Below are 23,686 nucleotides of genomic sequence, written 5' to 3'. Positions count from 1 at the left end.
CTCACCTCACCGCCAGGTTCTCGAGGTACCCGGTGACGTTGCGCCGGGTCTCGGCGACGCTGTCGCCGCCGAACTTCTCGGCGACGGCGTCCGCGAGCACGAGGGCGACCATGGCCTCGGCGACGATGCCGGCGGCGGGCACGGCGCACACGTCGGAGCGCTGGTGGTGGGCGCGGGTGACCTCGCCCGTGGTGACGTCGACGGTCGCGAGGGCGCGGGGCACGGTCGAGATGGGCTTCATCGCGGCGCGCACGCGCAGGAGCTCGCCGGTGCTGAGCCCGCCCTCCGTGCCGCCGGAGCGCCCGGTGGCGCGCCGGATGCCCTCGGGGGTGGGGACGATCTCGTCGTGGGCCCGGGAGCCGGGGACGCGGGCGAGCTCGAAGCCGTCGCCGAGTTCCACGCCCTTGATGGCCTGGATGCCCATCAGGGCGCCCGCGAGCCGGGCGTCGAGCCGGCGGTCCCAGTGGACGTGGGAGCCGAGGCCGACCGGCACGCCGTGGGCGACGACCTCGACGACACCGCCGAGGGTGTCGCCGTCCTTGTGGGCCTGGTCGATCTCGGCAACCATCGCCTCGCTCGCGCCCTCGTCGAGGCAGCGCACCGGGTCCGCGTCGAGCCGGGCGACGTCCTCCGGCACCGGGACCAGGCCGCCCGGGGCCCTGGCGGCGCCGAGCTCGACGACGTGCGAGACGATCTCGATACCGGCGGTCTCCCGCAGGTAGGAGGCGGCGACGGTGCCGAGCGCGACGCGGGCGGCGGTCTCGCGGGCGGAGGCACGCTCCAGCACGGGGCGGGCCTCGTCGAAGCCGTACTTCTGCATGCCGGCGAGGTCGGCGTGGCCGGGGCGGGGCCTGGTCAGCGGCGCGTTGCGCGCGAGGCCCGCGAGCTCGGCCTCGTCGACCGGGTCGGCGGCCATGACCTTCTCCCACTTCGGCCACTCGGTGTTCCCCACCATGATCGCCACGGGCGATCCCAGGGTCAGGCCGTGCCGCACGCCACCGAGGAAGGTCACCTCGTCACGTTCGAACGACATGCGGGCGCCTCGGCCGTAGCCCAGGCGGCGGCGGGCCAGGGCGTCGGCCACCATGGCGGTGGTGACGGGGACACCCGCGGGGAGTCCCTCCAGGGTCGCGACCAGCGCGGGCCCGTGCGACTCCCCCGCGGTCAACCAGCGCAACCTGCTCAACGGTGCTCCTTGAGGTCCATCGGCGGTACGTCACCGATCCTCCCATGGACCGCGAGGCGCCCCGCGTCAGGTCGGGTCCTCGGTTCGGGTCCGGCCCGGTCGGGTCCGGTCAGGTCCGGTCAGGTCCGGTGCCCGCGCCAGGGCGGCCGGGGCGCCCGCCTCAGGCCGCCGGGCCGCCGTGACGGGCGGCGACGGCGGCCTCGCCGGCCTCCCGCATCTCCTTCAGGGGCCCGGGAGCCAGACCCGTCATCAGCTCGACCTGGAGCACGGCCTGGTGGACCAGGAGGTCCAGGCCGCTGACGAGCCGGCCACCGCGGCTCTCCCAGGCCGCGGCGAGCGGGGTGGGCCAGGGGTCGTACAGGACGTCGAAGAGGACGCCGGGCGCGGGCGGCACCGCCTGCGCCAGCGAGTCGGTGGCGCCGGCCGGCGTCGTGGCGACCACCAGCGGCGCGGCCAGGCCCCGGTGCGCCTCGGCCCAGTCCGCGGTCCGCACTCTCGCGCCCAGGCGCTCGCCCCAGGAGCGCATCTCGACGGCGCGGGCGGCGGTGCGCACGTAGACCGTGATCTCGCCGGCGCACAGCCGCGTCAGGGCGGCCAGGGCGGAGGAGGCCGTGGCGCCGGCGCCGAGGATGGCGGCGCGCTCCACCCGGTCCACGCCGCGCTCCCGCAGGGCCGCCACGATGCCGGGGATGTCGGTGTTCTCGCCCCGCCGCCGTCCGCCCTCGGCGAACACGACGGTGTTGACCGCCTCGACCGAGGCCGCGGTCGGGCTCACCTCGTCGAGCAGCGGGATGACGGCGCGCTTCAGGGGCATGGTCAGCGACAGCCCGGCCCACTCGGCGCCCAGCCCCTCCAGGAAGGCCCCGATGCCGGTCTCCTCCACCTGGAAGCGCCCGTAGGTCCACTCCGCGAGGCCCAACGCCTGGTAGGCGGCGCGGTGGAGCGCCGGGGAGAGGGAGTGGGCGATGGGCGAGCCGAGCACCGCCGCGCGGCACGGACGGTGGCGGCGCGGGGGCACCGAGGACGCCGGGGGCGCCGGGGATCCCGGGGTCGGCGGCTCGTCGGGGCGGGGGGACATCAGTCCCCGCCCTGCTGGGCGTTGAAGTCCGCGACGTTCTGCAGGTGCTCGTCGTAGTCGTCGGTGAAGCGGGTGTCGCCCTCGGAGACGGTCACGAAGTAGAGCCAGGGACCCTCGGTGGGGTCGAGCGCCGCTTCGAGTGCCTGGTGGCCGGGGTTGTCGATGGGGCCGGGCGGCAGGCCGTCGTGGACGTAGGTGTTGTACGGCGAGTCGTACTGGGTGTCCTCGATCGAGGTGTCGAGGGTGGAGCGGCCCATCGCGTAGTTGATGGTGGAGTCGAACTCCAACTGCATCGGCGTGTCGAGGCGGTTGTAGATCACGCGGGAGACCTTGCCGAAGTCCTCCGGCTCCTGCGCCTCCGCCTGGATGAGGGAGGCGACGGTGAGCACCTCGTAGGGCGTCATGCCGAGCGACTCGGCCTCGTTGGCGAGGTCGATGCTCGCGAACTCCTCCTCGGCGCGGTCCACCATGGCGGTGAGCAGGTCCTCGGGGGTGGTCTCCCCGCCCACGTCGTAGCGGTGGGGGAAGAGGAAGCCCTCGATGTTGCCGTCGGCCCAGTCGGGCAGGCCCAGGTCGGCCTCGGCGGCGACGTCCTCGGTGGTGCCCTCCGCCAGGCCGAGGCGCTCGTCGATCAGCGCGTAGACCTGGGTGGCGCGCAGGCCCTCGGGCACGGTCAGGACGTTGAGCGCGGCGGGGTTGGTCAGCATCTCCAGCGCGGAGTCGGCCGACATCTGAAGGCGCAGGCTGTAGACGCCCGGCTGGATGCTCCTGGCGGCCTCCTCGTTGGCCGTGGCGGCCTCGACGAACGCGTCGTGGCTCTTGACGACGTCGGCCTCCCTGAGGATGTTGCCGATGTCGGAGGAGGTGGCGCCCTCGGGGATCTCCACCTGGATCTCGCCGGAGCCCTCGCCCGCGTAGTCGGGGGCGGGGCCGAAGCGGTCCTGGTAGAGCTGGTAGCCGTAGAAGCCGGTGCCGACCACGCCGCCGACGAGGATCGTCGCGAGCACCAGGCAGCCGCAGCCGCCGCGGCTGCGTTTGGGCCGGTCCGCGCCCGCGGAGGCGCGGCGGCCGCGCGGGCCGCCCGGTCGGCGGTCGTCCTCGTCGTCCTCGTCGTCCCCGCGGGAGAAGAAGTCCTTCTCGCCCTGGTCGGGTCCGGGGTCCCAGCCGGTCTCCGGGTCGGGTCCCGCCTCGTGCCTGACGGGGCCGCGGCGGGGGGCCGCGGCGGGCGGGGCGTCGTGCCCGGGGTGGGGCGCGGGGGCGGCGGGGGGCGCGTACGGCGCGGTCTGCTCGTAGGTGGTGGCGGCGTCGTACTGCGCGGTCTGGTCGTAGGAGGTGGGCTGTGGGGACTGGTCGTACCGCGTCGGCGGGGCGTAGGACCCTGAGAGGTCGTAGGCCGCGGTCTGGTCGTACACGGCGCCCGCGCCGTAGGACGCGCCGCCGTCGTGGGGGGCGGGCGTGGGGTGGCCGTAGGGGGTCGCGGAGCCGTAGACGTCACCGGTGGTCTCTCCCCAGCCGTTCGGCTGGGGCTGCGCGTAGTACTGCTGGTCGGTGTACTGCTGCTCCGCGTACTGCTGTTCCCCGTACTGCGGGTCGGGATACGGCTGCTGAGGCTGCTGGACGTGCGGTGAGGCCGCCTGGCCGCCGCCGTACGAGTCCCAACCGTTCCCCCCCGACCAGCCCTGATCTCCGTACAGCGGGTCGTCGGGCTGCCACGGTTCGGACCCGGGGCCCCGGCCATACTCAGTCATCGATCCCCTTTGACGGCTGTTCGGTGCGTCACGCTCCGCGTCCCCCGCCGTGACGGCGCGGCTGCCGGACGGCGGCCGTGTCGCGCCGAACGTTACCGTATCGCGATCAGACAACCACCTCGACGCACTCCCCGGGCGGGCTCCCCCCGGCCCGCTCCGCCTCCAGGGCGGTCTGGAGGATCACGACGGCGGCCGCCTGGTCGACGCGGGAGCGTCCACGCTTCTCCGTCACGCCCGAGGCACGCATGCCGCGGGTCGCGGTGACGGTGCTCATCCGCTCGTCCACCAGCCGCACCGGGACCGGCGCGACGCGGCGGGCGATGCGCTGCGCGACGGCGCGCACCCGCGCGGCGGCGGGGCCCTCGCCGCCGCTGAGGGAACGCGGCAGGCCCACGACGACCTCGATCGGCTCGTACTCGGCGACGAGCTCGGCCAGGCGACGCTGGGCCGCCGGAGCGTCCCGCGCGGGCACGGTCTCCACGGGCGTGGCCAGCAGACCATCGGGATCGCAGGAGGCGACCCCGATGCGGGCCTCGCCCACGTCGATGCCGAGGCGGCGGCCCCGACGCATCACCTCACCCCCCGCCCGGCGAGCGCCAGTGAGGGGGCGGCGGTGTGCCGGGGCCCGCGCTCATCGGGCCTCGGCCACGAGACGTTCGACGGCGGCGAGCGCCTCGTCGATGGCGGCGGGGTCCTGGCCGCCGCCCTGCGCGACGTCGGGCTTGCCGCCACCGCCGCCGCCCAGGGCCTTCGCGGCGGCGCGGACCAGCTCGCCGGCCTTCAGTCCACGGGCGCGGGCGCTGTCGTTGGTGGCGATCACGGTGAGCGGGCGGCCCTTGGCCACGGTGAACAGCGCCACCACGGCGGGCCGGTCGCCGGCGATGCGGCCACGGACGTCCAGCACGAGCGTGCGCAGGTCCTCCGCCGTGGTGCCGTCGGGCACCCGGCCGCTGGCCAGGGCCACGCCGCCGACGTCCCGGGCACCGGCGGCGAGCCCGCCCGCGGCCTGCAGGACCTTCTCGGCGCGGAAGCGCTCGATCTCCTTCTCCGCGTCCTTCAGCCGGCTGAGCATGCCCGAGATGCGCTCGGGCAGCTCCTCGGGGCGGCCCTTGAGCATCTCCGTCAGCTGCGCGACGACCGTGTGCTCCCTGGCCAGGAAGCGGTAGGCGTCGGTGCCGACAAGGGCCTCGACACGGCGCACCCCCGAGCCGATGGAGGACTCCCCCAGCAGCTTGACAAGGCCGAGCTGGGCGGTGTTGTGCACGTGGGTCCCGCCGCAGAGCTCCTTGGAGTAGTCCCCGATGGTGACCACCCGCACCCGGTCGCCGTACTTCTCGCCGAACTCCGCGATGGCCCCCTGCTTGCGGGCGTCCTCCATCGACATCACCTCGGCGGTGACGTCGAGGTCGCGGGCGAGAACCTCGTTGATCTTCTGCTCGACGTCGGCGAGCACCGTGCCCGGGACGGCGGTCGGTGAGCCGAAGTCGAAGCGGAACCGGCCCGGCGCGTTCTCCGAGCCCGCCTGGGCCGCGGTGGGGCCGAGGGCGTCGCGCAGCGCCTGGTGGGTGAGGTGCGTGGCGCTGTGGGCGCGGGCGATCGCGCGGCGGCGGTGGACGTCGATCTCGCAGTGGACGGCCGCGCCGACGGTCACCTCGCCGACGACGACCACGCCCTTGTGCACGACGACGCCGGGGACCGGCTGCTGGACGTCGCGCACCTCGACGAGGGCGCCGTTGTCCAGCCGGACGCGGCCGGTGTCGGGCTGCTGGCCGCCGCCCTCGGCGTAGAACGGGGTGCGGTCGAGCACGATCTCGACCTCGTCGCCCTCGTGCGCGGCGGGCGCGGTGACGCCGTCCACGAGGAGGCCGACGACCGTGGCCTCGCCGGCGGTGTGGGCGTACCCGATGAACTCGCTGGCGCCGGCGGCGTCGGCCACCTCACGGTAGGCCGACAGGTCGGCGTGGCCCTGCTTCTTGGCGCGGGCGTCGGCCTTGGCGCGCTCCCGCTGCTCCCGCATCAGGCGGCGGAAGCCGTCCTCGTCGACCGTGAGGCCCTGCTCGGCGGCCATCTCCAGCGTGAGGTCGATGGGGAATCCCCACGTGTCGTGGAGAAGGAACGCCTTCTCGCCCGAGACCACGGTGCCGCCGGCGGCGCGGGTGTCCGCGACGGCGCTGTCGAGGATCGCGGTGCCGGCCTTGAGGGTCTTCAGGAAGGCGGCCTCCTCGGCGAGCGCGACGGCCTCGATGCGCGCCCGGTCGGTCAGCAGCTCCGGGTACTGCTGGCCCATGCTCGCGAGCACCACGTCGAGCAGGTCGCCGACGACGGGGCGGGTGGAGCCGAGGATCCGCATCATGCGGACCGCGCGGCGCATGATGCGGCGCAGCACGTACCCGCGGCCCTCGTTGCCCGGGGTGACGCCGTCGCCGATGAGCATCGCGGAGGTGCGCATGTGGTCGGCGACCACGCGCAGCGCCACGTCGGCGTCCTCGCGATCGCCGTAGCGGACGCCGGTCAGCTCGCTGGCCCTGTCGATCACGACGCGGAGGGTGTCGGTCTCGTACATGTTGTGGACGCCCTGGAGGATCATCGCCAGGCGCTCCAGGCCGAGGCCGGTGTCGATGTTCTGGGCGGGCAGGTCCCCGAGGATCGGGTAGTCCTTGCCCTGTCCGGGGCCGCGCTCGTACTGCATGAAGACCAGGTTCCAGATCTCCACGTACCGCTCGTCGTTGACGGCGGGGCCGCCCTCGACGCCGAACTCGGGGCCGCGGTCGTAGTTGATCTCCGAGCAGGGGCCGCAGGGTCCCGGGACACCCATGTCCCAGTAGTTCTCCTTCTTGCCCAGGCGCTGGATCCGCTCGGAGGGCACGCCGACGACGTCGCGCCAGATGCGCTCCGCCTCGTCGTCCTCCTCATAGACGGTGATCCACAGGCGCTCGGGGTCGAGACCGTACCCGCCGTCGGCGACCGGGCTGGTCATCAGCTCCCAGGCGAGGGTGATGGCCCCCTCCTTGAAGTAGTCGCCGAAGGAGAAGTTGCCGCACATCTGGAAGAAGGTGCCGTGGCGGGTGGTCTTGCCGACCTCCTCGATGTCCGGCGTGCGCACGCACTTCTGCACGCTGACCGCGCGTCGGTAGGGCGGGGCGGCCTCGCCGAGGAAGTACGGCTTGAACGGCACCATGCCGGCGTTGACCAGCAGCAGCGTCGGGTCGTCCGCGATCAGCGAGGCCGACGGCACGACGGTGTGCCCCCGCTTCTCGAAGAAGGCCAGCCAGCGGCGGCGGATGTCGGCCGACTCCATCAGTGGTCCTCTTTTCCTCTTCCGGCTCCGACGTCCGGCGGTGTGGATGGTGGGGTGGTTGGCGGGGTGAGGCCCAGGGCCTCGGTGAGCTCCGTCTCGCGCCGGGCCATGCCCGTCCTGACGTCGAGCGTGAGGTTCCGTACGCGCTGCCCGGCGGCGGCGGCACGGTCCGCGGCCCTGACCGCGAGGCTGTCGGCCGCCAGGCCGCGCAGCGTGCGCTGGACCCTGGTGGTGGCCCAGACGCCGGCGGCGGCGCCGGTGGTGAACCAGAAGGCGCGGCGGAACATGTCGGGTCAGTCCTTTCTCCGCCGGCGGGGCCGGCCGATCGACAGCGTCCGGCCGACGACGGTGCGCCGGGCGGGCGCGGGCAGCCTGGCGGAGGCGTCGGGGGGCGGGGCGCCGCGGCGGGCGAGGGCCTGCCGCACTCCGTAGCCGAAGGCGGCGACCTTGATGAGCGGCCCGCCGAAGGTGGAGGCCACGGTGGAGGAGAGCGCCGAGGCGTTGGCCGCGGCCTCCTGCACGTCGGCGGTGATGTTCTCCACGCGGTCGAGCTGGTCCTGCGCGGAGCGGACGGTGGCCGACGCCTCGCCGAGCAGCGGGACGGCGCGCTCGGTCACCTGCGTCACGAGGGCGGTCGCCGCCTTCAGGGCCTGGGCGAGCCGGACCAGCACGACAGCGAGGAACGAGACGAGGATCGCCCAGAAGACGGCCACCAGCAGGCCGGCCACCTCTCCACCGGACACGACGCGCTGCCTTCCTCACGAGCATGGGTTACGACGGCAGGTGTCGACCCTATCGCGCCGCGCGCCCGTGCCCGTACCCGATTACCGCGCGCCCCGCCGGGGTTCCGGCTCCGGCGGGGCCGTGGCGGGGCGCGTCAGGGGGCGCCGGGAGGCGCCAGACGGCGTCAGCGGGCGCGGCGGGTGTCAGCGGGCGTAGAACTCGACGACGAGCTGCTCGTCGCAGATGACGGGGATCTCGGCGCGGGTCGGCTCGCGTTCCAGGCGGAAGGCGAGGGCGGGGAGGTTGACCTCCAGGTACCGCGGGGTCTCGCCGTCGGGCGCCCAGCCGCCCTCGCGGGCGACGAGGAACGGGTGCTTGTCACGGCTGCGCTCGCGGACGGCGACGACGTCGCCGGGGCGCAGGCGGTAGGACGGCTTGTCGACCTTGCGGTCGTTGACGGCGATGTGGCCGTGGACCACCATCTGGCGGGCCTGGTAGATCGTGCGGGCGAGCCCGGCGCGCAGCACGAGCGCGTCGAGGCGGCGTTCGAGCTCGACGATGAGGGCCTCGCCGGTCTTGCCGGCCACCTTGCGGGCGCGGTCGTAGGCGCGGACCATCTGGCGCTCGTTGATGTCGTACTGGGCGCGCAGCCGCTGCTTCTCCAGCAGACGGACCTTGTAGTCGCTGGTCTGCTTCCGGCCGCGCCCGTGTTCGCCCGGCGGGTAGGGGCGCTTCTCGAAGTACCTGACGGCCTTCGGGGTGAGCGCCACGCCGAGGGCGCGGGACGTCTTGATCTTGGGGCGCGACTGGTTCACCGTAAACAGTCCTCCGTGTAAGTTAGGTGAGGCTTACCTTATCCGAGGAGGGGCGCATGAATCGACCTGGGAGCCCGGTGCGGGGGGACGGCCCACCGCGACGCGAGGACACCGACGAGACGACCGCCCACGACACGGCGGACAGCGCGGACGCCACGGACCTTGCGGACGACGCCCCGGCTCCGCCGCGTCCGGCGAGCCCTTCCACGGCGGAGCGGGTTCGTTCCCTCGTGGAGTCCAACGCCTCCGCCACGCTCACCCTTCCCGGCGCCGGCCCGGAACAGCAACTCGCCCCTCCCCATGCCCACGGCGTGCCGGAGGCCAGGACCGTGGCGCCCACGGGGGACGTCTACCTGCTGCTGCCGGCCGAGTCGCTGGCCGCCCGCGCCGCTCGCCACGCCCGGCACGACGAACTGACGGCCGTCATGGAGATCAGCGACGTCGCGCCCGTGGCCGTGCCCCACCGGATCCGTGGCACCGCCTGGGTCGCCGGCTGGCTCTCCGCGACCGAGGGACTGGAGCGGGCGGCGGCGCTCAGGCTCCTCGCGCGGCGGCATCCCACCGGGCCCGAGCCGGGGACCCCGTGGACGCCGCTGCGGCTGGAGGTCGGCGAGGCGCACGTGGACGACCTGTGGGGCGCCGGGCACGTCGAGCCGGGTGAGTTCGCCGCCGCCGAGCCCGATCCACTGGTGCGCCACGAGGCCGACCTCCTCCAGCACCTGGCCGCCGCCCACGAGACGCAGCTGCGCTCGCTGTGCACCCTGGTCGGGCAACGGGGGCGGGGCTGCGCCGCCTGGGAGCGCGTGGTGCCGCTCGGCCTCGACCGCTTCGGGCTGCGGGTGCGCTTCTGTTCCGACCGCGTGTGGCGCGACGCGCGCTTCGCCTTCCCCGAGCCCGTCACCGACGTGGCCGGGCTGCGGCACGCCCTGCGCCGCCTCTTCGAGGCGGCCACGGACGCGCCCTGACAGCCGCCCCCGTCGGCCGGGGGACCCACCGGGGGCGACGATCCCCGGGGGGCGACGACCCGCCGAGGATGGCGGGGCAGCCGTCGAGGGCGCCGGGGCCCACCCGCCTCAGCCGGGCTGTGGCCCGTCACCGTCGGCCAGGCGGGCGCGGACGCGGTCGAGGACCTCCGCGTACCGCGCCTCCGCGCCGTGGCGGGTGGGCTCGTAGTACCGCCGGCCGTGGACGGCGTCCGGGGCGTACTGCTGGGCGGCCACGGCTCCCGGCAGATCGTGCGGGTACTGGTATCCCTGGCCGTGTCCGAGGGCGGAGGCGCCCTTGTAGTGGCTGTCGCGCAGGTGGGCCGGAACGGGCCCGGCGAGCCCGGCGCGCACGTCCGTCTGGGCCGCGCCGATGGCGCGCACCACCGCGTTGGACTTCGGCGCCAGGGCGAGCGCGATCGTGGCGTGGCCCAGCGTGAGGGCGGCCTCGGGGAAGCCGATCAGCGCGACCGCCTGCGCTGCCGCCACCGCCGTGGGCAGAGCCGTCGGGTCGGCCAGGCCGATGTCCTCGCTGGCCAGGATCATCAGGCGGCGGGCGATGAACCGCGGGTCCTCCCCCGCCTCGATCATGCGGGCCAGGTAGTGCAGGGCGGCGTCGACGTCGGAGCCGCGGATCGACTTGATCAGGGCGCTGGCCACGTCGTAGTGCTGGTCCCCGTCCCGGTCGTACGTCACCGCGGCCCGGTCCACGGCCTCCTCCAGGGTGGCCAGGGCCAGCTCCCGCTCCCCCGTGGCCAGCGCGGCGCCCGCGCCCGCCTCCAGCGCCGTCAGGGCACGGCGGGCGTCGCCCCCGGCGATGCGCAGCAGGTGCGCCTCGGTCTCCTCGGGCAGCGTCACCGCCCCGCCGAGACCCCGCTCGTCCTCGACGGCGCGGCGCAGCAGGCCACGCACGTCCTCCTCGGTCAGCGGCTCCAGAGTCAGCAGCAGGGAGCGGGAGAGCAGCGGCGAGATGACGGAGAAGTACGGGTTCTCCGTGGTGGCGGCGATCAGCGTGACCCAGCGGTTCTCCACCGCGGGCAGCAGGGAGTCCTGCTGGGCCTTGCTGAAGCGGTGGATCTCGTCGAGGAACAGGACGGTCTGGCGGCCGAAGGCACCCGAGGCGCGGCGGGCCCCGTCGATGACGGCCCGTACCTCCTTGACACCCGCGGTGATGGCCGACAGCTCCACGAAGCGCTTGTCCGTGGCCTGGCTGACGACGTACGCCAGCGTCGTCTTGCCGGTGCCCGGAGGGCCCCACAGGATGACCGAGGACGGCCCCGCGGGCCCGCCCTCCCCCTCGCCGACCAGGCGCCGCAAAGGCGATCCCGGCCGCAGCAGGTGCTGCTGGCCCACCACCTCCTCCAGGGTGCGCGGGCGCATCCGCACCGCCAGCGGCCGGCCGGCGGGGTCCTTCTCGGCACGCTCGTCGGCGGCGGCGGTGAACAGGTCGGCTTCCACGGTCCCGACCCTAAGCCACCGCACCGACAACGCGTCGGGCCCGGCTCAGCCCGCCCGACGGCCCGCCCGTCAGCTGGTCCAGAACTCCCACCAGTTGGTGAGGATCAGCATGCCGATCACCGCCACGTGCAGCGCCGGGAAGAGCCAGTGGAACTCCGCCAGCCCCCGCCGGACCCCGGCCGGCGCCGGCAGCAGCCCGTGACGCACCACGTGCGCCGTCGTGTACCAGAACATGACGATCGTGGCGACCCAGGCCAGGCAGCACCACAGGCAGAGCGCGCTGATGACGTACAGCGACTGGTACTGCAGCCAGGTGCAGAAGGCCACCCCGAAGAGCGTGCCGCCCCACAGCCCCAGCCAGAACCAGCGCGGGAAGCGGGCGGCGCCCAGCAGGGCCACGCCGATCGCGACCACCACGGCGTACGTCGCCAGCCCGAGCATGGGGTTGGGGAAGCCGAACGCCTCGGCCTGGTCGCTCTCCATGATGTTGCCGCAGGAGACGACCGGGTTGAGGCTGCAGGCCGGAACGAAGTTCTCGTCCTCCAGCAGGTGGAACTTGTCGAGCGTGATCACCCAGGAGGCCAGCAGCCCGGCCAGGCCGGTGACCACCAGCACCAACGCGAAGCCGCGCCCGGCTCCCACACCACCGCCCGTCACGGGCCGCGCCGGCCCGCCGCCCGCGCGGACCTCGTCCACCACCGATGCCGTCATGTCACTGATCCACTTCAGAGGGTGTCCGTACGACTCCCCATTGTGCACCAGCGTCTCACACGGGTGGCGCCAGCCGGCCGCGCACTTCCTCGACGAGCGAGGCCAGGGGCACCGGCGACTGCTCGCCGCTCTCCAGGTCCTTCAGCTGTGCCACGCCCTCGGCGAGGTCCCGCTCTCCGGCCACCACCGCGAAGCGGGCACCGCTGCGGTTGGCCGAGCGCATGGCCGACTTCACGCCCCGCTCACCGTAGGCCAGGTCGGTCGCGACGCCGGCCCGGCGCAGCGCCGTGACCAGGCCGAACAGCACCCGGCGCGCCTCGGAGCCCAGCGGGACGGCGAAGACCTCCACGGTGGCGGGCACCGGCGGCTCGACGCCCTCCGCCCGCAGGGCCAGCACGGTGCGGTCCACGCCCAGCGCCCAGCCCACCGACGGCAGCGGCGGGCCGCCGATCAGCTCCGACAGGCCGTCGTACCGGCCGCCGCCGCCGACCGCCGACTGGGAGCCGAGGCCGTCGTGGACGAACTCGAAGGTGGTACGGGTGTAGTAGTCGAGGCCACGGACCAGCCGGTCGTCGTCGGTGAAGGCGACGCCCTCGGCGGTCAGCAGCTCCCGCACCTGCTCGTGGTACGCCTTGCAGGCCTGGCACAGGTGGTCGCGCAGCCTCGGCGCCTCCGCCAGCTGCCGGCGCACGCTCTCGCGCTTGTCGTCCAGCACCCGCAGCGGGTTGATCTCCACCCGGGCACGGGTGTCGGCGTCGAGGTCGAGCCCTCGCAGGAAGTCCTGGAGCGCGGCGCGGTACGCCGGGCGGCACTCGCGGTCGCCCAGGGTGTTCAGCAGCAGCCGCACGCCGGTGAGCCCCAGGGAGGCGAAGGCGTCGGCGGCCAGGATGATCAGCTCCGCGTCGAGCGCCGGGTCCTCGGCGCCGACGGCCTCCGCACCGACCTGGGAGAAGTGCCGGTACCTGCCGGCCTGTGGCCGCTCGTAGCGGTAGTAGGTGCCCGAGTACCACAGCTTCGCCGGCAGGTTCCCCGCCCGGTGGAGGTTGGCCTGGAGGACGGCGCGCAGGACCGAGGCGGTGCCCTCCGGGCGCAGCGCGAGGTGGGTGCCGCCGCGGGTGGTGAGGGTGTACATCTCCTTGGTCACGATGTCGGTGGACTCGCCGACGCCGCGGGAGAACAGCTCCGTGTGCTCGAAGCCGGGTGTCTCGACGTAGCCGTACCCGGCGCGGCGCGCCGGTGCGGCGAGGGCCTCACGCACCGCCAGGACGATGGCGGAGTCGGGCGGAAGAAGGTCGTAGGTGCCCTTGGGGGCGGAGAAGGTGCTCACGGTGGGTGCTCGTCACATTCCTCGTCGCGGGGCCGCGAGGTCCGCGGCCTCCGGCCCGGCGGCCAGCGCCCGCAGGAACGGGTTGCTGGCGCGCTCGCGGCCGATGGTGGTCTGCTGGCCGTGCCCGGCCAGCACCACGGTGGAGTCCTCCAGCGGCAGGCAGACGCGGGCCAGCGACCGGAGGATCTCGGCGTGGTCACCGCCGGGAAGGTCGGTTCGTCCGATGGAGCCGGCGAACAGCAGGTCGCCCGAGAAGAACACCGAGGGAACGTCGGCCTGCTCGGGCAGCCGGAAGGTCACCGACCCCCTGGTATGGCCGGGAGCGTGCGCGACGGTGAAGGTGAGGCCGGCCAGGGAGAGCTCTGCGCCGTCGGAGAGCTCACGCAGGTCGTCCGGCTCGCCGATGGTCAGCTCGCCCAGCAGCTGCTCGCCGATCCGCGCGCCCAGCGCCTTCTCCGGGTCGCTGAGCATGTACCGGTCCCGCGGGTGGATCCAGGCGGGGACGTCGTGCGCGCCGCAGACCGGCACGACGGAGGCGACGTGATCGAGGTGGCCGTGGGTGAGAATGACGGCGACGGGCTTGAGCCGGTGCCGGGCGATGGCCTCCTCGACCCCGGGCGCGGCCTCGTGGCCCGGGTCGATGATCACGCACTCCTCACCGGCGGCGGGGGCGACCAGGTAACAGTTGGTCCCCCAAGCCCCGGCGGGGAACCCAGCAATGAGCACGGTCGTCCTTCGGTCGTCACGGCCTGGTGGCTGAGGGATGGCTGATGCGCTGTCCGGTTCCGTAAGCGTACCGGCGGCGGCGGTCACTGCGCGAACCCGTTCCCCGTATACGGTGACGGCCACGGGCTCCGCGCGGCCCGGCGGCCCCTGGAGAGGAACGACGACAGGAGGAGAGCTCAGGTGGTCAACAAGGATCAGCGGCGCAAGGAGCTGGCGCGAGCCAAGTGGGAGCGTCAGCAGCAGCGGCGCGCCCAGCGAGCCCGCAGGAACAGGCAGCGCAACGTGGTGATCACCGTCGCGCTCGTGGTGCTGGTGGCCGGCGGCGGCTTCGGCCTCGCCGTCGCGCTGAGCGGGGGCGACGAGGACACCACGCAGGCCTCGAGCGGCGAGGGCGCCGAGCGGAGCAGCGAGCCGACGCCGGAGGAGAGCACCCCCGCGGAGGACCCCTGCGAGGCTCCGGCGGAGGGCGAGCCGAACGGCAAGCAGTGGGACGCCGAGCCGGAGATGACGATCGACACCTCGGCGACGTACGTCATGGAGCTTCAGACGACCTGCGGCCCCATCGAGATCACCCTGGACGCCGAGGCGGCGCCGCACACGGTCAACTCCTTCAACTTCCTGGCCGGCGAGGGGTACCTCGACCACACCCGGTGCCACCGGCTGACCAACCAGGGCATCTTCGTGCTGCAGTGTGGTGACCCGCAGGGCACCGGCCAGGGCGGCCCCGGGTACACCATCCCCGACGAGAACCTCGACGACGCCGACGTCTCCGAGGGCACCTACCCGGCGGGGACGGTCGCGATGGCCAACCGGTACAACGCGCAGGACGGCAGCGGCGAGGACAGCGGCGGCAGCCAGTTCTTCCTGGTGTACGAGGACAGCCAGCTGCCGCCGTACTACACGCCCTTCGGCACCGTCACCGAGGGCATGGACGTGCTGCGCACGATCGCCGAGGCGGGCAGCACCACCGACCCCGCCACCGGCAACACCCCGCCGAACGCGACCGTGGTGATCAACCGTGCGACGGTCGAGCAGCGCTGAGACCCGGCGCGGGGCCGGTCAGCGGGGAATTCCGTCCCACAAGGTGCGGACAGCCGGGCGCACGGTCGCCTATGTTGGCGTTGTGCAGGGTGCCTGCTCCGGTCAGTCGGGCGATCCGGACGAACGATCCGGACGAACGGCCCGGACGACGAGGACAGCCCACCGAGCTGTATGAGAACTGTGGACGATGCCCGGGGCACACCCGCCCACGTGGGCATCACTGAGGAGGCGCTGTGAGCAGCGAGCCGTGGGGTCGGGTAGACGAGGCGGGGACCGTGTACGTGCGCACGGCCGACGGGGAGCGGGTCGTCGGCTCGTGGCAGGCGGGCTCCCCCGAGGAGGCCCTGGCCTACTTCGAGCGGAAGTACGACGGGCTGGTCGTCGAGATCGACCTGCTCGAACGACGGCTGAGGACCACCGACCTGTCGGCCAAGGACGCCTCGACCGCCATCGACCACCTCCGTGAGCAGGTCGCGCAGGCCCACGCCGTGGGCGACCTGGAGGCGCTGGCGGGACGGCTGGAGAGGCTGGCCGGCGAGGTCGCCTCGCTCCGCGAGGAGCGGCGGGCCGCCAGGGCCCGGCAGTCCGAGGAGGCCAGAGCCGCCAAGGAGGCGCTGGTCGCCGAGGCCGAGGAGCTCGCGTCGAGTGAGCAGTGGCGGGTCGCGGGAGACCGGCTGCGCGCGCTGGTCGACACCTGGAAAGGGCTGCCACGCCTGGACCGGAAGACCGACGACGAGCTGTGGCATCGCTTCTCGCAGGCCCGGTCGGCGTTCTCCAAGCGCCGCAAGTCGCACTTCGCGTCGCTGGACTCCCAGCGCGAGGAGAGCAGGCGGCGCAAGGAGAAGCTGATCGCCGAGGCGGAGGCGCTGTCGGACTCCACGGACTGGGGCCCGACGGCGGCGCGGTACCGCGAGCTGATGCGGGACTGGAAGGCCGCGGGCCGCGCGCAGCGGGAGGCGGAGGAGGGCCTGTGGACCCGCTTCCGGGCGGCGCAGGACGTCTTCTTCTCCGCCCGCGGCGCCGCCTTCGCCGAGCGCGACGCCGAGCACCGGGACAACCTCGCGCGGAAGGAGCTGCTGGCCGCGGAGGCCGAGAAGCTGCTGCCGGTGACCGACGTGCGGGCGGCGCGGGCCGCGCTGCGCTCGATCGGCGAGCGGTGGGAGACCATCGGTCACGTGCCGCGGGACTCGCGGGCCGCGATCGAGGGGCGCATCCACGCGGTCGAGCGGGCGGTCGCCGAGGCCGAGGAGGCCGAGTGGCGCCGCACGAACCCGGAGGCGCGGGCCAGGGCCGCCGGGCTGACGGGCCAGCTCCAGGACGCGGTGGACCGGCTGCGGGAGCAGGTCGAGCGGGCCAGGGCGCAGGGCAACGAGGCCAAGGCGTCCAAGCTGGAGAGCGAGCTCGCCGGCCGCCAGGCTCTGCTGGACCAGGCGCTGAAGGGGCTGCAGGAGTTCGGCGGCTAGCCACCGCCCAGCCCCCGGGCCCGGCCTCCCGAAGGCCGGGCCCGCTCCTCGTCCCGGACGTCTCCTACGGGCGACGCGGCGAGGTGACGCGGTACACGTCGTAGACCCCCTCCACGCCGCGGACCGCCTTCAGCACGTGGCCCAGGTGCTTGGGATCGCCCATCTCGAAGGTGAAACGTGAGGTGGCGACCCGGTCACGGGAGGTCTGCACGGCCGCCGAGAGGATGTTGACGTGCTGGTCGGACAGCACCCGGGTGACGTCCGACAGCAGCCGCGAGCGGTCGAGGGCCTCCACCTGGATGGCGACGAGGAAGACCGAGGACTGGGTGGGCGCCCACTCCACGTCGAGGATGCGCTCCGGCTCGCGCGAGAGGGAGTCGACGTTCACGCAGTCGACGCGGTGGACCGAGACGCCGTTGCCGCGGGTGACGAAGCCGATGATCGGGTCGCCCGGCACCGGCGTGCAGCAGCGGGCCAGCTTGACCCAGACGTCGTCGACGCCCTTGACCACGACGCCGGGGTCGGAGGTGGCCCGCCGCTTGCGGCGGCTGGGGACGGGCGGAGCGGACTCGGCGAGGTCCTCGCCCGCGGCCTCCTCGCCGCCGACGGCCTGCACCAGCTTCTGCACCACGCTGTGCGCGGAGACGTGCCCCTCGCCGATGGCGGCGTAGAGCGAGGAGATGTCGGGGTAGCGCATCTCGTGGGCGAGGGTCACCAGCGAGTCGCCGGTGAGAACGTGCTGGATGGGCAGGTTCTGCTTGCGCATGGCGCGGGCGATGGAGTCCTTGCCGTGCTCGATCGCCTCGTCCCGCCGCTCCCGGGAGAACCAGCCGCGGATCTTGTTCCGCGCCCGGGGGGACTTCACGAAGGTCAGCCAGTCGCGGGAGGGTCCGGCACCGGACGCCTTGGAGGTGAAGATCTCGACCGTGTCGCCGTTGTCGAGGGTGGACTCCAGCGGCACCAGCCGCCCGTTGACCTTGGCCCCTATGGTGCGGTGGCCGACCTCGGTGTGCACGGCGTAGGCGAAGTCGACGGGGGTGGCGCCGGCGGGCAGCGCGATGACGTCGCCCTTCGGGGTGAAGACGAAGACCTCGTTGCGGGAGAGGTCGAACCGCAGGGACTCCAGGAACTCGCCCGGGTCCTCGGTCTCCTTCTGCCAGTCCAGCAGCTGCCGCAGCCAGGCCATGTCGTTGACGGCCGCCTCCTCGCGGCCGGGGCGCCTGCGCTCGCCCTTCTTCGGGGCGTCCGAGCGGGTCTTCGATGCGCCCGCCACCGCCTGCTGCTTGTACTTCCAGTGGGCCGCGATGCCGAACTCGGCGCGGCGGTGCATGTCGAAGGTCCGGATCTGGAGCTCCACCGGCTTGCCACCCGGCCCGATGACCGTCGTGTGCAACGACTGGTACATGTTGAACTTGGGCATCGCGATGTAGTCCTTGAACCGGCCGGGGACCGGGTTCCACCGCGCGTGCACGGTGCCCAGGGCCGCGTAGCAGTCACGGACGGTGTCGACCAGCACGCGGATGCCCACCAGGTCGTAGATCTCGGCGAAGTCGCGGCCCCGCACGATCATCTTCTGGTAGACGCTGTAGTAGTGCTTGGGGCGGCCGGTGACGGTGGCGTTGATGCGGGCGCCGCGCAGGTCGGCCTGGACCTCGTCGATGACGGTGGCCAGGTACTCGTCGCGCTTGGGGGCGCGCTCGGCCACCAGCCGCACGATCTCGTCGTACATCTTGGGGTAGAGGATCGCGAAGGCGAGATCCTCCAGCTCCCACTTGATCGTGTTCATGCCGAGCCGGTGGGCCAGCGGGGCGTAGATCTCCAGGGTCTCGCGGGCCTTCTGCTCCTGCTTCTCGCGCTTGAGGAAGCGCATGGTGCGCATGTTGTGCAGGCGGTCGGCGAGCTTGATCACCAGGACCCGGGGGTCCCTGGCCATGGCGACGACCATCTTGCGCACGGTCTCCGCCTGCGCGGCCTCGCCGAACTTCACCTTGTCCAGCTTGGTCACGCCGTCGACCAGCTGTGCGACCTGCTCGCCGAAGTCCCGGCGCAGGCTGTCGAGGCCGTACTCGGTGTCCTCGACGGTGTCGTGGAGCAGCCCCGCCATCAGGGTGGCGGCGTCCATGCCCAGCTCGGCCAGGATGGTGGTCACGGCCAGCGGGTGGGTGATGTACGGGTCGCCGCTCTTGCGCTTCTGACCGCGGTGCCACCGCTCGGCGACCTGGTAGGCGTGCTCTATCCGGCGCAGGGCCGTGGTGTCGGCCTTCGGGTCGTTGGCCCGGACGACGCGCAGCAGCGGCTCCAGCACCGGGTTGTACGGGGTGGAGCGCTGCACGCCGAGGCGGGCCAGACGGGCTCGGACGCGGTTGGAGGAACCGGAGCGCCCCGAGACCCCTGAGACAGCGGTGTTCGACGGACTCGCCGCGGCCGGCGCGCGGTGGTCGGAGCCGTCACGCCAGCCCAGGGTCGCCCCCGGCTTGGCGTTCTTCCGCTGGGCGGAGGTGAGCGGCTGGGCGTCGTCGGGCAAGGGCGCTCCTTTTCGAGCCCCTCCCCGCCCGTGGGCGGCCGGGGAGGGGGACGGTCCTCGAGGCCGGGGACGGGCCCTGGGGAGAGTCCGGCCGGGAAACGATCGGACTGCCATGGTAACGATCCCGGGTAAACCGCTCACGGCGACCGGGCCGACCCGTGCCCTCAGATCGTGAGCAACGCCTGGTACGGAGCGCCGTCGAGGGCGGCGAGGACGCGGTCACGGCCGGCCAGGAAGGCGAGCTCCATCAGCACGGCCAGGCCCGCGACCTCGGCACCCGAGCGGCGGATCAGCTCGAGTGACGCCTCGGCGGTGCCGCCGGTGGCCAGCACGTCGTCGATCACCAGCACCCGGTCGCCCGCGCTCAGGTCCTCGGCGTGGATCTCCATCTCGGCGCTGCCGTACTCCAGCTCGTACCGCTGGGCGAGGGTGGCGCCGGGGAGCTTGCCCGCCTTGCGGACCGGGACGAAACCGACCCCCGCGTGGACGGCGACGGGCGCGGCCAGGATGAAGCCGCGCGCCTCCAGACCCACGACCTTGGTGGCGCCGTGGGTCTGGGCGAAGGCCGCCAGTGCCTCGGTCAGGGCGGTGAACGCCTCCGCGTCGGCCAGCAGGGGGGTGATGTCCTTGAACAGGACGCCGGGCTTCGGATAGTCCGCGACGTCGCGGATCCGGGCCAGGAGCTGCCGCCGCAGGTCCTCGGGGACCTCGGTCGCCTGGGTCATCGGGTCAGCTCACCGTCGCTTTCCTGAGGGGCGGCCGCGGCCGCGACCTCGTGAGGTGGGCTGGCGGCGCGGTCCCCGGACGGTCGCGGTCCGTCCCGCGGCGACGGGTGTCGCCTCGCGGGCGTCCTCCGGCTCCTCCTCGTCGGTGGTCGCCTCCGTGGAGGCGTCGGCGGGGGCGTCGGCGTCCGCCGACGGCGGACCGGCACCGCCGGAGGGGGAGGAGCCCTCCGCCTGCCCGGGGTCGTCCTCGCGCTTGGCCCGCTTGGCCAGCACCTTCCTGTCGTGCGCCCTGATCTCCCGCTCGCGGGACTTGAAGTCCGAGACGAGCGGGGTGGCGATCACGATCGAGGAGTACGCGCCGGCGGTGAGGCCGACGAAGAGCGAGAGCGCGATGTCGTTCAGCATGCCGCCACCGAGCATGCCGCCACCGATGAACAGCAGGCCGGCCACGGGCAGGAGCGCCACGACGGAGGTGTTGATGGAGCGCACCAGGGTGCCGTTGAGGCTGCGGTTGGCCAGTTCGGCGTAGGTGTGGCGGTTCTGTCTGGTGAAGTTCTTCGTGGTCTCCTTCAGACCGTCGAAGACCACGACGGTGTCGTAGAGGGAGTACCCGAGGATGGTCAACAGACCGATCACCGTGCCGGGGGTGACCTCGAACCCGACGATCGCGTAGACACCGACGGTGATGGTGATGTCGTGCAGGAGCGCGATGAGCGCGGCCAGCGCCATGCGCCACTCGAAGGCGATGGCGAGGTAGACCACGACGAGGACGAGGAAGATGCCCAGACCCTGCCACGCCTTGGTGGCGATCTGGTCACCCCAGCTGGGGCCGATCACCTCCGCGTTCAGGTCGTCGACCGGGATGGACAGCTCCTCGGCGAGCGCCGCCCGGGTGGCGTTGGACTGGTCGGTGTCCAGGCCACTGATCTGGATCCGCATCGAGCCGTCGTCGCCGAGGGTCTGCACCAGCGCCTGGCTGCCGGAGACCTCCTCGGCGACCTCCCGCGCCTCCTCGACCGAGACCTCGGTCGCGGGGGTGGTGAAGACGGCGCCGCCCTCGAACTCGACGCCCATGTGCAGCCCACGGATCATGAAGCCCGCGACGGCCAGGATGGTGATGAGGACCGAGACGCCGTACCAGACCATCCGCCGGCCGACGAAGTCGATGGTGACCTCGCCGCGGTAGAGCCGGGCACCGAGATTGCCGAGCCGCGACATCTCAGGCCTCCTTCGGGTCGGGGGAAACGGTGACGGGGCGACGGCCGCCGCGCGGCGAGCGCGCGCCCAGCCGCCTGGGGTCGAGCCCGGACCAGGGATGACCGCTGGCGAAGAACTTCCGACGCGCCAGGATGGTCATCAGCGGCTTCGTGAACAGGAAGACCACCACCACGTCCAGGAGGGTGGTGAGCCCCAGGGTGAAGGCGAAGCCCTGCACCTTGCCGACCGTGACCACGAAGAGCACGGCCGCGGCGAGGAAGGAGACGAAGTCCGACACCAGGATGGTGCGCCGGGCCCTGGGCCAGGCCCGCTCGACGGCGGGGCGCAGCGAGCGCCCCTCCCTGACCTCGTCCCTTATCCGTTCGAAGTAGACGATGAAGGAGTCCGCCGTGATGCCGATCGCGACGATGGCGCCGCAGACGGCCGGGAGGTTCAGCGCGAAGCCGATGGCGGGGCCCAGCAGCGACATGATCGTGTAGGTCAGGATCGCGGAGGCCGCGAGGCTGGTGAAGGCGATCAGCGACAGCCCGCGGTAGTACAGGACCAGGTAGAGCACGACGAGGCCCAGGCCGATGGCACCGGCGATGAGGCCGGCGCGCAGCTGCTCGCCGCCGAGCGTCGGCGACACGGTCGAGACGCTCGCCTCCTCGAAGTTCAACGGGAGCGAGCCGTACTTGAGGATGTTGGCCAGCTCCTCGGCGGACTCCTGGTTGAAGTTGCCGTAGATCTCCGCGCGCCCGCCGCCGAGCCGCTGGTCCACGCTGGGCGCGGAGACGACCTCGCCGTCCAGGACGATGGCGAAGCGGTTCATGGGGTCGGTCTGGCCGGCCAGCTGGCCGGTGATGTCGGCGAACCGCTCGGCGCCCGCGTTGCTGAACTCCATCTGGACGATCCAGCCCTGGCCACGCTGGGAGTCGAAGACCGCGCTGGCGTCGCTCACGTCCGTGCCGGGGACGGCGACCGGACCGAGCAGGAACTTCTCCAGGCCGTCGGAGTCGCAGACGGCCACCTGGGCGTCGTCCGCGGCCTGCGCGGCGGCCTGGCTGGCCCGCAGGCGGGACCTCTCCGTGCTGCAGTCCAGCTCGGCGAACTGGGTCTGGACGTCCGTGGCCTGACCGCCGGCTCCCGCGTCCTCGCCGGAGCCCTCCTCCGAGCCCTCGCCTGAGCCGCCGCCCCCGCCGCTCCCGTCGCCCGTGCCGTTCTCGTCCTGCTGGTCCTGCTCCTGGGAGTCCTGCTGCTCCTCGTCCTGGTCCTGTTGCTGGTAGGACGCGGGGGTGACCGTGGTGGCGGAGCCGGCGCCGGGAGCCGGCAGGCTCTGGTCGGTCGACTCCTCTCCCGAGGTGTCACCGGACGAGTCGGCGCCGCCGTCGCCACTCCCGTCCTCGGTGGAACCCTCCTCGGAGTCCTGGCCGCCGCCCTCGGAGGAGCCCTCGTCGCCGGAGCCCTCCTCACCGGAGCCGTCGCCCGTGGATCCCTCGTCGCCGGAACCCTCACCGGATCCGTCGCCCGAGTCACCCGAACCGTCCTGGGAGTCCTCCGGCTGCTCCTCCTGGGGAACCTGCTGCGCCGAGGTGACGGTGAGCACCGGTCGGAAGCCGAGCTCGGCGGTGGTGCCGACCTGGTCGCGCGCCTCCTGCTCGTCCGTCCCCTTCGGGATGTTGACGATGATGTTCCGGTCGCCCTGGGTCTGGACCTCGGCCTCCGAGACGCCCAGACCGTTCACCCGGCGCTCGATGATCGAGACGGCGGTGTTCAGGTTCGTGGGGTTGATCGCGCCCTCGTTACCCCTCTCGGCGACCGCCTCCAGGGTGATGCTCGTGCCACCGGCGAGGTCGATTCCCAGGCGCGGCGTGGTGTGCCCGGAGAGGAACATGCCGCCGGTGAGCGCCACCATGATCACCAGGATCAACAGCAGCGGCCGTCCCGGCCTGCCACCAGACCCCGCTGACCGGAGGTCCCGCTTCGGTGAGGACCCGAGGTCCTTTCTCGTCGCCACCTTCTCGTCTTCTCTCTGTCCAACGGCCCACGCCCGGCGTGTGCCGCGCGGCTCACGGGGGGATCGACGCCGCGGCGGTGCCGGCGTCGGCACGACCGGTCAGAGACAACGTGACCGGTCGCAGGAAGCCACGACCGGTCAGGAAGCGGAGCCGGAACCGCGCTCGCCGTCGGCCTTCGCGTCCGCGTCGGCCTGCTTCTCCAGGTCCACACCGGCTTCCGAGGTCTCGCTGGTCAACGACGACGCGTCGTCCGGCACCACGGGGGCGTCCCCCTTGGAGAGCGTCTCTCCGTTGACGATGCGCTCGTACTCGTCGTCCTCCAGCACGGCGCCGACGGCGTTCTTCGCGTAGACCGCGTGCACGCCCGGTTCGATCTCAAGGAGGATGGTGTCCTCACGCACCTCCTTGACGAGGCCGTAGAGGCCACCGATGGTGCGGACGCCGGTGCCCGGCTGCATCGACTCCCGCATCTGCAGGGCCTGACGCTGCCGGTTCTTGGCCGAGCGGGTCATGAAGAACATGACGCCGATGAGCAGGAGGAAGGGGAAGAAAACTGCGATATCCACGGCGGAGGGAGGTCCTTATGTTGGGGGCGCGGCCGCGCCCCTCTCGGGGGGTGGGCACGCCGTCCGTGAGGGGTCGGCGTCGGCGGAGTCTAAGCGACG

At 73.1% G+C, this 23,686-nt stretch carries 20 protein-coding genes; 3 read left to right on the top strand and 17 right to left on the bottom strand.

Translation table 11 applies throughout. From position 1 onward, the window contains the following. Position 1: 1 nt before the first annotated feature. From aroC to rpsD, 8 genes are all read right to left on the bottom strand, one after another. A complete protein-coding gene (gene aroC / locus ACTWP5_RS08610) occupies positions 2–1,186 on the bottom strand; it encodes a chorismate synthase (RefSeq protein WP_443220178.1) in 1,185 nt (394 codons plus the stop codon). A 160-nt stretch (positions 1,187–1,346) separates the two neighbouring features. Then, positions 1,347–2,264: a shikimate dehydrogenase gene (locus ACTWP5_RS08605; protein ID WP_443220177.1), complete on the bottom strand. Its 918-nt coding sequence runs from the start codon at positions 2,262–2,264 to the stop codon at positions 1,347–1,349. Next, positions 2,264–4,012 carry an endolytic transglycosylase MltG gene (gene mltG / locus ACTWP5_RS08600; protein ID WP_443220176.1) on the bottom strand — a complete coding sequence of 583 codons (1,749 nt, stop codon included), beginning with the start codon at positions 4,010–4,012 and terminating at the stop codon, positions 2,264–2,266. The genes ACTWP5_RS08605 and mltG overlap by 1 nt, the downstream gene beginning before the upstream one ends. Before the next feature lie 106 nt (positions 4,013–4,118). Beyond that, a complete protein-coding gene (gene ruvX, locus ACTWP5_RS08595) occupies positions 4,119–4,583 on the bottom strand; it encodes a Holliday junction resolvase RuvX (RefSeq protein WP_443220175.1) in 465 nt (154 codons plus the stop codon). A 60-nt stretch (positions 4,584–4,643) separates the two neighbouring features. Then, positions 4,644–7,310, bottom strand: a complete 2,667-nt coding sequence (alaS, locus tag ACTWP5_RS08590) for an alanine--tRNA ligase (RefSeq protein ID WP_443220174.1) — start codon at positions 7,308–7,310, stop codon at positions 4,644–4,646. Beyond that, the gene (locus ACTWP5_RS08585) at positions 7,310–7,597 is read right to left on the bottom strand and encodes a DUF6167 family protein (RefSeq protein ID WP_443220173.1); all 288 of its coding nucleotides are present in this window, start codon (positions 7,595–7,597) and stop codon (positions 7,310–7,312) included. The genes alaS and ACTWP5_RS08585 overlap by 1 nt, the downstream gene beginning before the upstream one ends. A 6-nt stretch (positions 7,598–7,603) precedes the next feature. After that, a complete protein-coding gene (locus ACTWP5_RS08580) occupies positions 7,604–8,053 on the bottom strand; it encodes a DUF948 domain-containing protein (protein WP_443220172.1) in 450 nt (149 codons plus the stop codon). 183 nt (positions 8,054–8,236) lie between these two features. Continuing rightward, positions 8,237–8,848: a 30S ribosomal protein S4 gene (rpsD, locus tag ACTWP5_RS08575; protein ID WP_443220171.1), complete on the bottom strand. Its 612-nt coding sequence runs from the start codon at positions 8,846–8,848 to the stop codon at positions 8,237–8,239. A 230-nt stretch (positions 8,849–9,078) separates the two neighbouring features. Between rpsD and ACTWP5_RS08570 the strand changes: the two genes are divergently transcribed. Further along, positions 9,079–9,813 carry a DUF2470 domain-containing protein gene (locus ACTWP5_RS08570; protein WP_443220213.1) on the top strand — a complete coding sequence of 245 codons (735 nt, stop codon included), beginning with the start codon at positions 9,079–9,081 and terminating at the stop codon, positions 9,811–9,813. Between the two features lie 108 nt (positions 9,814–9,921). Here the strand turns inward: ACTWP5_RS08570 and ACTWP5_RS08565 are convergent, their stop codons facing one another. The 4 genes from ACTWP5_RS08565 to ACTWP5_RS08550 all read right to left on the bottom strand — a co-directional run bounded on the left by ACTWP5_RS08565 (position 9,922) and on the right by ACTWP5_RS08550 (position 14,053). After that, entirely contained in the window at positions 9,922–11,289 is a 1,368-nt protein-coding gene (locus ACTWP5_RS08565) for a replication-associated recombination protein A (RefSeq protein ID WP_443220170.1), read from the bottom strand. 69 nt (positions 11,290–11,358) lie between these two features. Next, entirely contained in the window at positions 11,359–12,000 is a 642-nt protein-coding gene (locus tag ACTWP5_RS08560; RefSeq protein WP_443220169.1) for a vitamin K epoxide reductase family protein, read from the bottom strand. 55 nt (positions 12,001–12,055) lie between these two features. Beyond that, positions 12,056–13,327: a histidine--tRNA ligase gene (hisS, locus tag ACTWP5_RS08555; RefSeq protein WP_443220168.1), complete on the bottom strand. Its 1,272-nt coding sequence runs from the start codon at positions 13,325–13,327 to the stop codon at positions 12,056–12,058. A 12-nt stretch (positions 13,328–13,339) separates the two neighbouring features. Continuing rightward, positions 13,340–14,053 carry an MBL fold metallo-hydrolase gene (locus tag ACTWP5_RS08550; RefSeq protein WP_443220167.1) on the bottom strand — a complete coding sequence of 238 codons (714 nt, stop codon included), beginning with the start codon at positions 14,051–14,053 and terminating at the stop codon, positions 13,340–13,342. Positions 14,054–14,233: 180 nt separating this feature from the next. Between ACTWP5_RS08550 and ACTWP5_RS08545 the strand changes: the two genes are divergently transcribed. Next, positions 14,234–15,094: a peptidylprolyl isomerase gene (locus ACTWP5_RS08545; protein WP_443220166.1), complete on the top strand. Its 861-nt coding sequence runs from the start codon at positions 14,234–14,236 to the stop codon at positions 15,092–15,094. A gap of 233 nt (positions 15,095–15,327) precedes the next feature. Next, positions 15,328–16,557 carry a DUF349 domain-containing protein gene (locus tag ACTWP5_RS08540; protein ID WP_443220165.1) on the top strand — a complete coding sequence of 410 codons (1,230 nt, stop codon included), beginning with the start codon at positions 15,328–15,330 and terminating at the stop codon, positions 16,555–16,557. Positions 16,558–16,621: 64 nt separating this feature from the next. Here the strand turns inward: ACTWP5_RS08540 and ACTWP5_RS08535 are convergent, their stop codons facing one another. The 5 genes from ACTWP5_RS08535 to yajC form a co-directional block, all read right to left on the bottom strand. After that, a complete protein-coding gene (locus tag ACTWP5_RS08535) occupies positions 16,622–19,081 on the bottom strand; it encodes a RelA/SpoT family protein (RefSeq protein WP_443220164.1) in 2,460 nt (819 codons plus the stop codon). A 164-nt stretch (positions 19,082–19,245) separates the two neighbouring features. After that, positions 19,246–19,806: an adenine phosphoribosyltransferase gene (locus ACTWP5_RS08530; RefSeq protein ID WP_443220163.1), complete on the bottom strand. Its 561-nt coding sequence runs from the start codon at positions 19,804–19,806 to the stop codon at positions 19,246–19,248. Positions 19,807–19,815: 9 nt separating this feature from the next. Next, positions 19,816–21,024 carry a protein translocase subunit SecF gene (gene secF, locus ACTWP5_RS08525; protein ID WP_443220162.1) on the bottom strand — a complete coding sequence of 403 codons (1,209 nt, stop codon included), beginning with the start codon at positions 21,022–21,024 and terminating at the stop codon, positions 19,816–19,818. 1 nt (position 21,025) lies between these two features. Then, positions 21,026–22,918, bottom strand: a complete 1,893-nt coding sequence (secD, locus tag ACTWP5_RS08520) for a protein translocase subunit SecD (protein WP_443220161.1) — start codon at positions 22,916–22,918, stop codon at positions 21,026–21,028. Between the two features lie 240 nt (positions 22,919–23,158). Then, on the bottom strand, positions 23,159–23,587 hold the full coding sequence (gene yajC / locus ACTWP5_RS08515) for a preprotein translocase subunit YajC (protein WP_443220160.1): 429 nt from the start codon (positions 23,585–23,587) through the stop codon (positions 23,159–23,161). Between the last annotated feature and the right edge of the window lie 99 nt (positions 23,588–23,686).

It is taken from the genome of Streptomyces sp. 4N509B (genome assembly GCF_052245655.1).
GTDB lineage: Bacteria > Actinomycetota > Actinomycetes > Streptomycetales > Streptomycetaceae > Streptomyces.
This window is presented reverse-complemented; position numbering and strand designations above follow the sequence as displayed.